Below are 12,924 nucleotides of genomic sequence, written 5' to 3' on the forward strand. Positions count from 1 at the left end.
AGACGCGCACACCGCTGTGCTCCTGGGTTTTTCAGGACGCCGGCGACACGGTCCTGCCGGGGACCACTGTGCCGCAGATGGGCTCGGCGCCTGGTACAAGAGTGAACTTGGTACCGCTTAGCTTGGCGACCCACATGCAGTTGTCCGGACCGTTGACGACGTTCTCACGGTCGTTGATGTCGACGGTGTGACTGCCAAACAGGCCGAGGGCGTTCCAGTCGTGGATGCCCGACAGCGCGTTGATGAGAGACGCCTGGGTGGGATGGGAACCCGCGGCTTTCAGGGCGCGCACGAGGAGTCCGACGGAGACGTAGCCGGTGTACCTCGCATATGTCGGCTCACCGCCCACGCCGGCGCTTTCCAGGTCAGCGGTGAACGCCCTGGTCGCGGCGGTCTGCATCTCGACGGGCTCGTAGCTGAGTCCGAAGTAGACGTTCTGCGCGGCGGTGAGCGCCCCGGTGCCGGCCTGTTGCAGATCACCGCCGTAACCTGTGGGCAGCAGCGAGGCGGAAAGGTTGACGCCGGCGGCGCGCAGGCTCTTGATGAGCGCGAACGCGGTGTTGGGATCGACCGCGGGCAGCAACGCGTCGATACCGGCGTCCTTCATCTGGAGCACGGTCGGCCCTACATCTGTCGAACCGAAGGGGAACTTGGTGTTCAGGTAGCCGACCTTGAGACCGGCCACCTCCGCCGACACCGCACCGGCCGCGGCTGCCTCTGACGACAGCGGCGACACAGCGTAGCCGAGCGCGGCCAGGTTCTTGGCCCCCAGCAGCTTGAAGAACGCCCCGATCGTCGTTGCGACCTTGGTCTGTTGCAGGGGTCCGGTGACCGAGAACATGTTCTTCGACGTGATCCACTCGGGGCCGTCCGAGCTGATCCCGATCACCGGCACGTTGTGGGCGGTCAGATAGCGAGTCGCGACGAACAGCAACGAGGAGCTCGCGATGACCGCGAGCACGTGGTCCTGGGTGACGAACTTCTGCGCGACCGCGAGCGCCGTCGTCGGATTCGTCGCGGAGTCACCAACGACGTACTTGACCGAGAAACCGTTACGAGAGGCGTAGTACGTCCCCGCCTTCACCCCGTCCGGGAACGTTTTGTTGCTCGACGCGGCCGGCCCAGTCAGGTCGGTGAAGACGCCGATGGTGACAGTCTGCCTGGCCGTTCCCGAGGCGACAGCTGCTTTCGGTGCCGACGAGCCGCAGGCCGTGGCTAAGAAGACAGCCGCGGTTGCGACTGCCGCGGCGAGCACTAGACGTCCTCTGGACATCAACATCTCCCTTATCAAGTCGAAAGGTGCCGGACCAGTAGTCACGTCATACTGGTCAGCTGTGCCTGGAAACGCTTGGCCGAGCCGGTGTCGAAGCCAGAAGATCCCCGCTTCGACGTTGGGTCGAGGAGCGCTCTGGTGTATCGAAAGACTGTCCTGTCCGCTGGGGAGCAAGCCTGCGGATCGCGCACCAAGGCGGCCAGTTCGGCGCGGTAGATCGCGCCACGAAGCGAGTTTCGGGCCGCGCCAAGGTCAGCAGATTGCGAAGCCTGGTCGAGCCCAGGCGTTCAGGTGATCCGGCGCATTTGGCACCGACACCCTTGTGGCGAGCAGCCGGACGGTCGCCCGGTGTCTATACTTCGGTCTTCACGCGAAGCGTCAGGCGCGAGGATTCCTCAATCCCAGTGACCTCACGACGAACGTGGTCATCTGCTGCACGAACACCTCCGGCTCGAAGCTCATGGTCCGCCGGCCAAGCCAGCTGCCCGCCAACTCGTGGAGCGTGCCGTCAAGGGCGAGGTAGGCGACGTCCGGATTCAGTCGAGGGTCCGCGAGACCGCGATCCTGCGCCAGCCTTATGAGCCGGACGCAGCGTTCACGGCTCTGCCGCTGGGCCGCCATCATAGCAGCGTTCACCCGCGCGTCAGAAAGCGCGATCTCGCCAATGAGAGAGAGTATCGGCGCGTTCCGCTCGTAGGCGTCAATGTACCTCAGGAGCTGCCTGCGGACACCTGACTCCACCGCGGCCGATGAGGCGAAATCACTCGCGTCGACATCGACCGGCGCCCAGAGGCGACCGGCGGCAAGCCGAGTCACCTCAAGGAAGATTCCCTCCTTGGACCCGAAGTACCTGTAGAAGGAGCTATAGGTGACTCCACCGAGGCGGGCTATGTCGGCGACTTTCGCGTTGTGGAATCCATCCCGGGTGAAAACCTGCTCAGCGGCCGCGACGAGGCTTGACCGAGAGGCCTGGCACACCGGAGTCAGCGCCACCTCGCGGACGTCTTGCTGGCAAACGCCCTGTGCACGCACGGGACCAGGCCACCTCCTCCGCGGACTCGCGATCTCGCCGGCAGCGCAGGACCACCCCTGAGATCCGCCACCCGGCACGCGATCTCACCCTGCCTACAAGATCAGCTAGTTACATACAAGATCTCGTTTTTGTGTGATTGCAAGCCGATGTTGGCTCACGGGCGGGGCGGTGTCAAGACGCGGCGGTCGCGTTCTCGACCTCACGCACCGTCGCCATGGCGTGGCGCCACCGCCGGGCCGAACCAGCGGCGCAGGAACGCGCGCAGCTCGGCGCCCTCGCGCTCAGGCTGGGGTGGCGCGACGATCATCGTCTGGATGACCCGGTTGATGACCTCCATCAGCTCCAGGAGCGCGCGGTCGTCGTAGCCCCATGCGGCCCAGTCGATCGGGCTTCGGTCACGGAGCATCGCGACACCGCGCGCGAGAACCTCGGGCGCGACCGCCCCGCGCTGGAAGCGTTCGGAGCGCCCGGTAACCAGGAGCGGCGTGAGGTGCGGCGCCTTCGGCAGCTCCTCGATGACGTACGCCATGAGCTCGATCACGAGCTCCGTCGGATCACGGAATGTTGTGATCATGACGGTCGCCTGGGCGAGCATGGTGTCGACCTCCTGCTCCGTCACCGCGGCGAACAGCTCGTCCGTCCCCTGGTAGTAGCGATAGACCGTCTGACGGGTCACGCCCAGGTCGGTGGCGATGTCGGTGAGATGCGTCCGTGCGGGTCCGACACGATCCAGGCGTCGAATCGTCGCTTCGACGATCTTCCTGCGGGCTTCCGCGTCGCTGGCGGGCGGCGATCCGCCCCAACCACGTCGTGTCATCGTCGTCCTCGACCTCGCAGGCTCGCCCTCTTGGCGCTGCGCGATCGTATCTAGACCCAGGTCGACGGAATGATCGAGAGAACCGTCACCGGCCTCGGCGATGACCTGCCCTGACCGGTCACCCAGACGACCGCGCCCACACCGACCTAACGCGGCGGCGAGCGCGGCCCGCCGCCGCGCCTGGCGGGTCGTCGCGTTGTCATCGAACGCATCGCGTCGTCATCAGACGCGTCGTGGATGGTGATGTCGTCTCGTAGGATCGGCACTCGTGTCTTCTGGTAGGTCTAGGTCATCCGGTGGGGGCTCGGAGGGCCGGGTGCGGTGGGGTCACGAGACGGCCCTCATCGACGACGACGAGGCGAGGCGTCGTCTGGTGGCGGCGGCCAGCCGGTGCCTGGTCGCTCGAGGGACGACGCGGCTGACGGTCGACGATGTCGCCCGGGAGGCCGCCGTGGTGCGGTCGACGGTCTATCGCTACTTCAGGTCCCGTGACGACCTGGTCCTCGGTGTCGTCCTGAGCCGTATCGACGCGGGGATGCGGCCGCTTATCGAGACACTGGAAGCCCCGGAGGACGCAGCGCGATCCGTGGCCGATCTGCTCATGTTCTCGGTTGGCCTCGTGGCCGGCGATCCACTCAACGAGGCGCTGTTCGCCCCGGAAAGCGGCGGGTTCGTCACCTCACTGGAGCTGCGGTCCGAGGCAGTCGTCGACGCCTTCCACCGTCACCTTGGTCCGCTGCTGGAGCGTTGGCGGGCCGAGGGTCAGCTTCGGGCCGATCTCGACCTGCGGGAGACGAGCCGGTGGATGAACACGGTGGGACTGCTGTTGTTGGGACCGCCGTGGACGGAACGCACCGACGAGGCCAAGCGGGAGTTCGTCGAGCACTATGTGGTGCCAGGCCTGCTCCCCCAGCTGGCGGGCCGGTGAGCCGCCGGTCTGGGATCCGTGCCGCTCAGTCGGTCCACGCATCCCACCGGATCATGGATCGTAGTGGCCCGGCGAACAGCGGGCGGACGTCTCCCGAGGCCCATCGCTGCTCGATCGTGGGAGCCAGGCGTTTGGTGACGGTCAGCGGGTCGTCGTCGAGGTAGACGACGGTGATGTACTGCGGCGGGCCCTGACTCGCCGGGCCCAACTGCCAGAAGTCGGTCGAGCCGTACTGCCAGGTGCCGGCTACGCCGGGTGTCTGGAGAAGCTCCGGGTAGTGCTGGGTGTGCAGCCAGTGGAGCCAGCCCGAGACGTCATGCGACACGGGCTCCTCGATGATCATAAGCACGCCGCGGTGTGGCCGGAAGGGCACCACTTCCGCGGAGACGAGTGCGCTTGGCGCGGCGTACCAGTGCTGCAGCGCGAGCAGCCGTAGTTGGAGCGAGCGGCGGCGTTCAGGGAAGCGTCCGGCCTCGCCGAGACGCAGTCCGAGTTCCATGAAGTCGTCGTGGGTCTGCTGAACGGGGTCCCCGACGAGGTAGTTCACGACGTTGCCGACATCGGCCAACGGACCCGTGCCGGCGAGGCGGGCCTCGGGATAGCTGCCGTCGGCGATCCATCGCGTCGCGTGGACGAGCCCTGGTAGCTGGTACTGCTCGGGCATGTGGTCAAGCAGGTGCCAGCGCAGGTAGCTGCCGTCGTCTCCCTCGGGAGCCGGCTCTGTCGCGCTGAAGAACGCCGCCTTCACTCTGATCACAAGACTGCCTCCGTTGCTGGTTCGGTCGCGTTCGCGCCGGTTCGTCGGCATCATGCTGGAGGATCGGACGTTCACGCAATAGTGTCCGATCTGCCGGCTACACCCAGGTCGGGCCGCCGGACGGCGTCAGCAGCCCATCATCGAGGATCGGACGTTTCCAACGAAACGTCCGATCCTCGGGTACGCTCCGGCCCGGAAGGCCAGGCGCGCGGCCCTGCGCAGGAGCGGATGCGGGTGATGGCTGGCGCCAACTTCGGAGGAGGTGGCTGATGGGCGCGAACGGAGAGCTCGCTGCGCTGGAGGCGCGGTTACGCCGGGTGGAGGACGAGGCCGCGATCAGGCGACTGATCCTGACCTACGGTCCCGCGGCGGACGCGGGGCTGGCTCTCGGCGACACGATGCGCGAACGGTCCAAGGCGGTGGCCCGATGACGCAGGAACGCCTCGCGGGAAAGGTCGCCATCATCACCGGCGCGAGCACCGGCCTCGGCCCGGTCATGGCGATGCTCGTCGTCGTCGACGCGGGTGGCGTGATGCTCGGATGAGCGGTAAGCCAGCGCTGCGACTCTCCGTACCGACTCCCGTCGTCACGATGCTTCCCGGTGCGCATGCGCGCTGGGAGGAGAGCGCCGGCATCGAGGAGGTGGCGCGGATAGCCCAGGCCGCCGACTGGCTGGGCTATCACCACCTGACCTGCAGCGAGCATGTCGGCGTTCCGGCCGGTGAGGCGGTTCGCCGCGGCGCGCGTTACTTCGACCCACTGGCGACCTTCGGCTATCTGGCCGCGCGTACCGAGCGGATCCGGCTGGCGACGAACGTGCTGGTCCTCGGCTACCACCATCCCCTGGAGATCGCCAAGAGGTACGGCACTCTCGACGTCGTCAGTGGCGGCCGGGTCATCCTCGGCGTCGGGGTCGGCACGCTCAAGGACGAGTTCGACCTGCTCGACGCGCCGTTCGAGGACCGCGGGGCCCGCGCCGACGACGCGTTGCGCGCGCTACGGGCATCGCTTTCGCGGGCAGAGCCGGCCTACCGGGGCGAGTACTACAGCTTCGGCGGACTCGTCGTCGATCCCTGCGCAGTGCAGGACCGGCTGCCGCTGTGGGTAGGCGGGCGAACCCTGCGGTCCCTTCGCCGCGCGATCGCCCTGGCCGACGGATGGAGCCCTTTCGGCGTCACACCGGCCCAGGCGCGCGGATGGATTCAGCGGGAAGAGCTTCCCGCGGGCTTCGAGATCGTGCTCGGACCGGGACGCCCGCTCGACCCGATCGCGGACCCGGACGCGGCCGCCGAAGAGCTCGCCGAACTCGCCGCCGCCGGCGCCACCATCGCCTCGGCCAGGCTCGTCCACCACTCCCTCCAGCACTACCTCGACCAGCTCGAAGCGCTCGCCGCGCTTCACGCCGATATCTCGTCACCGAAGATATGAACGAGAGGAAGATCCAGTGACCCTGACGAACGACAGCGATGTCTACTACGACCCGTTCGACTTCGCGATCGACGACGACCCCTATCCGGTCTGGCGGCGGATGCGGGATGAGAAGCCGCTTTATTACAACGAGCGGTACGACTTCTTCGCTCTGAGCCGGTACGAGGACGTCTCTCCCGCCCTGACCGACTGGCAGACCTACCGCTCGGGAAAGGGTTCTGTCCTCGAGATCATAAGGGCCGACATCGAGATCCCACCCGGCGTGATCCTCTTCGAGGACCCGCCCCGGCACGACATCCACCGATCGCTGCTCGCCCGGGTGTTCACACCCAAGAAGATGACGGCCTTGGAGCCCAAGGTTCGCGAGTTCACGACCAGGTGCCTGGACCCACTCGTCGAGGGCGGCGAGTTCGACTTCGTCCGCCATCTCGGCGCGCAGATGCCCATGCGCACGATCGGCTTCCTCCTCGGAATCCCTGAAAGCGACCAGGAGGCGATCAGGGACCAGATCGACAGAAGCATGAACCTCGAACACTCGACAGATCAGGACGTCTACGACGACGAGTTTCTGAGTGGCTCGATGTTCGCCGACTACATCGACTGGCGGGCCAGACACCCATCCGACGATCTCATGACCGAGCTGCTCACCGCCGAGTTCGAAGACGAGACGGGCACGGTTCGCCGGCTCACCCGCGCGGAGGTCCTCACCTACGTCACGCTGCTCGCGGGTGCCGGGAACGAGACGACGACGCGCCTCATCGGATGGACAGGCAAGCTGCTCGCCGAGCACCCCGACCAGCGCCGTCAGCTGGCAGCCGACCACTCACTGATCCCGAACGCCATCGAGGAGATCCTGCGGTACGAGGCGCCCTCCCCGATCCAGGCACGCTACGTGGCACAGGATGTCGAGCTCCACGGGCAGACAGTCCCCGAAGGCAGCGTCATGGCTCTGCTGAACGCGTCGGCCAACCGCGACGATCGGCATTTCGACAGTGGGGAGACCTTCGACATCCGTCGGAGGATCGACCGACACCTGACCTTCGGCTACGGAATCCACTTCTGCCTCGGCGCCGCGCTGGCCCGGCTGGAGGGACGCGTCGCCCTCGACGAGGTCCTGAACCGGTGGACCGACTGGGAGATCGACTGGCCGAACGCCAAGATGGCCCACACCTCGACGACCCGCGGCTGGGAAAGCCTGCCAGCCCTCGTACGCTGACAGTCGCCTTCGGCAGTGGACAGAGGCCGATCCCCCAAGTTGGCTTCGTCAGCCGCCACCCGCACCGCAACCGCGGTCCGGCCGGCCAGGTTCGTAGACGACAAGTCCGCCACCCGCCTGTCGTTTTGCCGCATACATGGCGAGATCGGCGTCGTGTAACAGGGCGTCTGGATCAGCGGGACGATCGCCGTCGGCGACCACGACTCCGAGACTGACCCCCACCGGCTTGAGCCGATCGGCCAGCAGTGTGGGTGCTCGGATCGCGTCGGCCAGGCGTTCGCAGAATCGCCGTGGATCCTCATTCCTGTCGTCGAGAAGGATCGCGAACTCATCGCCACCGAGCCGCGCGACCGTGTCGACGGGTCGGACGCCCGCGCGGAGTCGATCCGCCGTGGTCCGCAACAACGCGTCTCCGACAGCGTGGCCGAAGGTGTCATTGACCTGCTTGAAATTGTCGAGGTCGCAGTAGACCAGGGCGAACGGCTGGCTGCCACGATGCGCCAGCGCCGCACGGACCCGCTCAGTGAACAACGCGCGATTCGCGAGTCCGGTCAGCGGGTCATGGAAAGCCTGGTAGCGCAACTGGCGCCGGCTGATCTGGACTGCCTTCAGGAGCCGGGTGTTCTCGGACTGGATCATCATCTGTCGCACGATCACCAGCAGGAGAAGGCCGATCAGACCGGCGCGCTCGGCGTTGTCGATCGGGATCTTCGCGATCAACTGGCCGACGACCAGCAGACCGGCCGTGCCGAGCGCCACGTACGGCAACAACGCGCGGAGTCGAAGCGTGCGCTGGCTTCCGCTCCGGCGTTCCGACGGTGGCGATCCGGGGACTGGTACAAGGCTGGCGAGCAGCAGCATCAGCCACCCTGCCGTCGCGATGACATCGACGATGGGCGTGCTCCTGTGTCCGCCCGAGGCGGTGATGGTGAGGTAGCTCGCTGTCGAGACAGCCATCGCGCCCATACCAGCGGCCAGCAGAGCGAGTGCCCGACCTGAACGTGGCTGACGGAACGTCGCCAGAAGGAGGCAGGCAGCCAGCAGGATCAGGTCTCCGATGAGGGCTCCCGTGTTGGCGACGATCCCCGCGGTATTGACGTGGCGCGTTCCCAGTGATGCGCCGAGAACCGTCGCCCAGGTGAGAAGGAACATCGAATCGACCAGGAGCAGGCTGTCCAACGCCGTTATCGCGTACCAATGGTAGCCCTCCCACGGCACAGCGCGTTCGTCCGTCTCTGTCTCGAGCGGATCCGAGGGGAACAACAGAATTCCGACCAGATTGACGACGACGACAGCTAAGAAGAGCGTAGCGGGCCAGGGGACATAAGCCGGGAGAGCTAACTGGTGGTCAACGATCCAACGGACATGCCAGGCGCTGACGAAGATGGTCGGAAGCGTCGCGATCCCGAGCGCCACCCGCCAGCGCCGGTCGACTCCACGCGCGCGCCAGCCGGTCCACAGCATGCACAGCCCCGCGGCCGCGCAGGCGACCGCCGCCGCGGCGCCGGCCACCAGGACGCTCTGCGCATTGGGCGCAAACAACCCGAACACGGCGATGCCGAGCACGAAAGCCGCACAACACAGTGCTGATGGTCGCACCTTCGACCGGCCGCCGAGCGCGGCGGCGCACCTCCCCGAAGGCATCGAGCATCACCTCGCCAGCCACGTCGCCCGACGGATCTAGAGAACTACTCCGTGGAAGCACTACCCAGACCGCGAACGTCGTCACCTCTCGGACGCGCTCGCGCCGGCCAGGACGTCAGCCCGACCCTACGGCGAGGATCGGACGTTCTAGCAGAACTGTCCGATCCTCTGGTACGCTCCGGCTGGTCGAAGGTCGGGGCCACCGCCCGCGATCACTTCGACACCGACGCCCCCCTGATCTTGGGTCCGGCGGCCCGCGGCGGCCTGCTGCTCGGCGCGTGAGGCGAAGCAGTGGCCTGGAAGCCCTCGAACTATCGGCTGCGGATTCTGTCCGCCGCGCCGCGAAGGGACGGAACAAATGGCACTCAAGGACATCGGCGCGCTGCGGGGTGCCGACGAGACCCTGAACCATCAGTTGGCGGACACGTTCGCCACCGTGGCCGAGTCGGATCTGGCCTGGACCGAGAAGATCTGGGGCTCGTTGGCGAGCACCGACGGTTCGTTACAGGTGAGCTTCGGGCTGGGTAAATACCACAACCGGGGCATCATGGACGGCTTCGCCGGCGTCTCCCGAGGCCGGGAGCAGTGGACCGTCCGCGGGAGCCGGGAACTTCGGACCGACCCGGAGGAGACCGCCGTCGGCCCGATCCGGTACGAGATCGTCGCGCCGCTGAACCAGGTGCGCTTCCGCCTGGAGTCCAACGACGTGCAGCCGATCTCCTTCGATCTCGTCCTGTCGGGAGTGACCCCGCCGTTCTTCGAGAACCGCAACCTCGTCCGCAACCGCCGGACCGGCCGCGTGGATGTCAACGTCATCCGCTACCACCAGGGTGGCTGGGTCTCCGGCACCGTCACCGTCGACGGCGAGACGCACGAGATCCGTCCGGAGGCGTGGTTCGGCTTCCGCGACCACTCCTGGGGAGTGCGACAGGCCGTCGGCGCCCCGCCTCCCGACCTGATCCGTGGCAGGCCCCGGGCGGACGCGCCGCCGATCAAGGGCTGCATGAAATGGTCACCGGCATTCCTGCGCCGTCCGGACGGCACCTACTACGAGACCGCCATCTCGGACGCGGGTGGTGGCTGGGGTTACACCTCCGCGTACCTGAACGAGTCCGACGGGTCCCAGCTGCCGATTCGCCAGGCCGAGCCACGCATCGAGTACGACCGCCGGACCCGGTTCGTGCGGGGCGGCGAGCTGCACCTCACGATGGAGTCGGGCGAGAAGCGGGTCGTCGAGATCGAGGCACTCGGCGAGTCCGGCTTCTTCCTGAAGGCCGCGGGTTATGGAGCCTGGAATGGTCACATTCACGGGTCGTGGCAGGGGAAGCTGCACCTGGACGGCGAGCACATCAAGGACTGCTGGAGCGAGGAGAGTCGGCGCGCGCTTGGGCAGCTGCGGGACACACCGATCCGGGTGCGGGAAGGCGACGCGGTGGGCTACGGAGTCATGGAGAGCATCATCCAGGGCGAGTGGCCTGAGCTGGGCCTGACGGCGGAGTCCGATTTTCAGGTGTCATTCGGATGACGACCGCGGCGGCCGCCGAATCCCACCTGACCGGGCGCGAAGGGAGCAGGCAATGCGGACCGAGAACGCTCTCGAGCGGCTGACCTCCTGGCTCCAGGAGCGGATGCCGGCCGGGACCGACCTCCAGGTCGAGAACTCCAGCCGCGTCACCTTCGGCCACTCGGCGGAGATGCTGGCGCTGACGCTCGGCTGGCGCACCCCTACCGGACGGCGGCGCCAGGACGTCGTCGTGCGCCTGCGCCCGCCCTTTCCCGGGTTGCTGGAGCCGTACGACATGGCTCAACAGTTCACCATCCTGCGGGCACTGGAGAAGACCGACGTCCGCAGTCCGGCCGTCCTGTGGTTCGACGAGTCGGGCGAGGTCCTGGGACGGCCGTTCTATGTGATGGAGCGGGTAGCCGGAGACGTCTACGAGCAGCAGATGCCCGCCGAGCTGGACGCTCGGCCGGCGACGGTCCACCGGATGACGCGGGCACTGGTCGAACAGCTCGCGGCTATCCACCTGGTGGACCTGTCCGGCACGGGACTCGTGGCTCTCGGCGATGGCCGTTCCTATCTCGACGACCAGCTCGACCGCTGGACGGCCGAGATGCGCCGGGTCCAGCGCGGCGAGCTCCCGGGGCTCGAGCGGCTCCTCGCCGAGCTGCGGGACCGCAGGCCGACGGCGTCAGAGCGGGTCACCCTCGTACACGGCGACCCGAAGCCCGGGAACTTCGCGTTCGTCGACGGCGAGGTCACGGGTGTGTTCGACTGGGAGATGGCAGGAATCGGCGATCCCCTCGCCGACGTCGGCTATCTCGACCTTCTCTGGAAGACACCCGTCTTCTTCACGAGCCGGCCGGCGGCACTGACCTCCGACGAGGCGGTCGCGTACTACGAGGAGCTGACCGGAATTCCGGTCCGGCATCGCGAGTGGTACCGCGCGTTACAGGCGTTCAAGACCTCCGTGATCCTTCTCGTCGGCGCCATGCTGTTCGACACGGGCCACACCGACGACCTCCGGTTCGGGATGATGGGTCGAGCTATCACGCCCTACGTCCGGCGCTCGCTGAGGGATTTCGGCGTCGACGAGTTGCCGCCGTCTGGACCCGTCGAGCCGCGACCGGAGCGGCTCCTGAAACCGGACCCAGCAGGCTGACGGCCCTCGCCGACGCGCGGGCGCGGAACGAACCAGGGCCGGGCCCCGGCTTCCAGATCGACATCGGGGCGAGGTCGCGCACGGTCGTCCCGGCCGGCCTCGGTCGGGTCTGGGTCGCCCGGCTTCAGGTATCCCCAGGCGCGGGCGGCGGCGCGCAGCTTGGGGGGAATCGACGTGGGCGGCTCGGCCGGTGCCTGAATCCTGCCCGATCTGATCTTGTCGCGCCAGTCGCCGATACCGGGAACGAGCTGGTCTCGGTCAGTGCCGTAGTCGAGCATGGCCGGCTCGAACTCGACGCCGAGGAACTCGCACAGGTCGGACATGACCTCCGCCGGCCGGGCCGCGAGGTCCTCGTAACGCACCGTTGGGCCGGGCAGCGCCTGCCGGGCCGCCTCCAGCTCTGTCATGAACGGTTCGATGCCGAGCTTCAGCTCCCGCGCATAGCCGCCGGTCACCAGACGGACAGCGTCCTGGGTGAGGTCGCGGGCATACCTCACACGGTCCCTCGTGCCGAAGCTCTTGGCGGCGGACACCGCGGACTCGGCCACGGCCGCCGGATGGCGAATGAGGAAGATGAAGCGGGCGTCTGGCCAACACTCGACGATTCGTTCCCACATGAGCACGTTCGTGGGCGTCTTCTCGACGATGATTTCCTTGCCGCTGGCGACCAGACTCCGGTGCAGAAGGCGGTCCCAGAGGAGGTGCTCGACGCTTCGGACCGTGAGACCGGAGGCCCTCAAGGACGTCTCACCAAAAGAGGAGAAACACTTCACTCGCTGCATGTTCAGGTATAGCTCGTGCGGTGAGTGGATACGGCTGTGACTGTCCAGGATGCACCGCAGAAGCGTCGACCCCGACCGCGGCGGCGACAGCAGGAAGATCGGAGACTGCACCAGTCTGTCGCGCATGCGCTGGTTCCTTCCGGCTGCCGATCCCGATGCGAAGGCGGGAGCCTGAGCTTGCCTGAAAGCTGCCAAGGAGTACGGGCGACATTCCGCGAGCACGCGCACGCCACGTGGACGACGTCCGCTCCGCTCCTCCGGCGGCCACGCTCGTGGACCGCATCGAGCCTCAGGCGTAAGCGGACAGCCGGCCTACCGAGGCGGACCACGGGCGCGGGGCCATCAGCCTGCCCGCACGCCGGCAGAGCCGTGGTCTCCGGGCG

Annotated in this window: 12 protein-coding genes; 6 read left to right on the forward strand and 6 right to left on the reverse strand. The window is 67.2% G+C overall.

Annotated features, from left to right (window positions below):
* Positions 1 to 31: 31 nt before the first annotated feature.
* From I6A60_RS04915 to I6A60_RS04925, 3 genes are all read right to left on the reverse strand, one after another.
* A complete protein-coding gene (locus I6A60_RS04915; protein ID WP_203012186.1) occupies positions 32 to 1,273 on the reverse strand; it encodes an ABC transporter substrate-binding protein in 1,242 nt (413 codons plus the stop codon).
* A gap of 378 nt (positions 1,274 to 1,651) precedes the next feature.
* Positions 1,652 to 2,305, reverse strand: a complete 654-nt coding sequence (locus I6A60_RS04920; protein ID WP_203012185.1) for a TetR/AcrR family transcriptional regulator — start codon at positions 2,303 to 2,305, stop codon at positions 1,652 to 1,654.
* A 200-nt stretch (positions 2,306 to 2,505) separates the two neighbouring features.
* Positions 2,506 to 3,123 carry a TetR/AcrR family transcriptional regulator gene (locus tag I6A60_RS04925; protein WP_203012184.1) on the reverse strand — a complete coding sequence of 206 codons (618 nt, stop codon included), beginning with the start codon at positions 3,121 to 3,123 and terminating at the stop codon, positions 2,506 to 2,508.
* Positions 3,124 to 3,439: 316 nt separating this feature from the next.
* Between I6A60_RS04925 and I6A60_RS04930 the strand changes: the two genes are divergently transcribed.
* Positions 3,440 to 4,051 carry a TetR/AcrR family transcriptional regulator gene (locus I6A60_RS04930; protein ID WP_203012183.1) on the forward strand — a complete coding sequence of 204 codons (612 nt, stop codon included), beginning with the start codon at positions 3,440 to 3,442 and terminating at the stop codon, positions 4,049 to 4,051.
* Between the two features lie 25 nt (positions 4,052 to 4,076).
* On the opposite strand, the gene I6A60_RS04935 is transcribed toward I6A60_RS04930, so the two are convergent.
* Positions 4,077 to 4,808, reverse strand: coding sequence for a hypothetical protein (locus I6A60_RS04935; RefSeq protein ID WP_203012182.1), 732 nt, complete (start codon positions 4,806 to 4,808; stop codon positions 4,077 to 4,079).
* Between the two features lie 269 nt (positions 4,809 to 5,077).
* On the opposite strand from I6A60_RS04935, the gene I6A60_RS04940 reads away from it, so the two are divergent.
* The 3 genes from I6A60_RS04940 to I6A60_RS04950 all read left to right on the forward strand — a co-directional run bounded on the left by I6A60_RS04940 (position 5,078) and on the right by I6A60_RS04950 (position 7,452).
* Positions 5,078 to 5,239, forward strand: a complete 162-nt coding sequence (locus I6A60_RS04940; protein ID WP_238434796.1) for a hypothetical protein — start codon at positions 5,078 to 5,080, stop codon at positions 5,237 to 5,239.
* Between the two features lie 109 nt (positions 5,240 to 5,348).
* Positions 5,349 to 6,236 (forward strand): TIGR03619 family F420-dependent LLM class oxidoreductase, encoded by an 888-nt coding sequence (locus I6A60_RS04945; protein ID WP_203012181.1) that lies wholly within the window; start codon positions 5,349 to 5,351, stop codon positions 6,234 to 6,236.
* A 16-nt stretch (positions 6,237 to 6,252) separates the two neighbouring features.
* Positions 6,253 to 7,452, forward strand: a complete 1,200-nt coding sequence (locus I6A60_RS04950) for a cytochrome P450 (protein ID WP_203012180.1) — start codon at positions 6,253 to 6,255, stop codon at positions 7,450 to 7,452.
* 48 nt (positions 7,453 to 7,500) lie between these two features.
* Here the strand turns inward: I6A60_RS04950 and I6A60_RS43360 are convergent, their stop codons facing one another.
* Entirely contained in the window at positions 7,501 to 9,018 is a 1,518-nt protein-coding gene (locus I6A60_RS43360; RefSeq protein ID WP_307873535.1) for a GGDEF domain-containing protein, read from the reverse strand.
* Positions 9,019 to 9,454: 436 nt separating this feature from the next.
* Between I6A60_RS43360 and I6A60_RS04960 the strand changes: the two genes are divergently transcribed.
* Positions 9,455 to 10,621, forward strand: coding sequence for a hypothetical protein (locus I6A60_RS04960; protein ID WP_203012179.1), 1,167 nt, complete (start codon positions 9,455 to 9,457; stop codon positions 10,619 to 10,621).
* A 52-nt stretch (positions 10,622 to 10,673) separates the two neighbouring features.
* On the forward strand, positions 10,674 to 11,759 hold the full coding sequence (locus tag I6A60_RS04965; protein ID WP_203012178.1) for a phosphotransferase family protein: 1,086 nt from the start codon (positions 10,674 to 10,676) through the stop codon (positions 11,757 to 11,759).
* Here I6A60_RS04965 and I6A60_RS04970 read toward each other — a convergent pair.
* Positions 11,654 to 12,667, reverse strand: coding sequence for a sulfotransferase (locus I6A60_RS04970; RefSeq protein WP_203012177.1), 1,014 nt, complete (start codon positions 12,665 to 12,667; stop codon positions 11,654 to 11,656). The two genes, I6A60_RS04965 and I6A60_RS04970, sit on opposite strands and share 106 nt — an antisense overlap.
* Positions 12,668 to 12,924 lie beyond the last annotated feature (257 nt).

Origin of the sequence: Frankia sp. AgB1.9 (assembly GCF_016786355.1) — a bacterium.
In the GTDB taxonomy this organism is placed as follows: domain Bacteria; phylum Actinomycetota; class Actinomycetes; order Frankiales; family Frankiaceae; genus Pseudofrankia.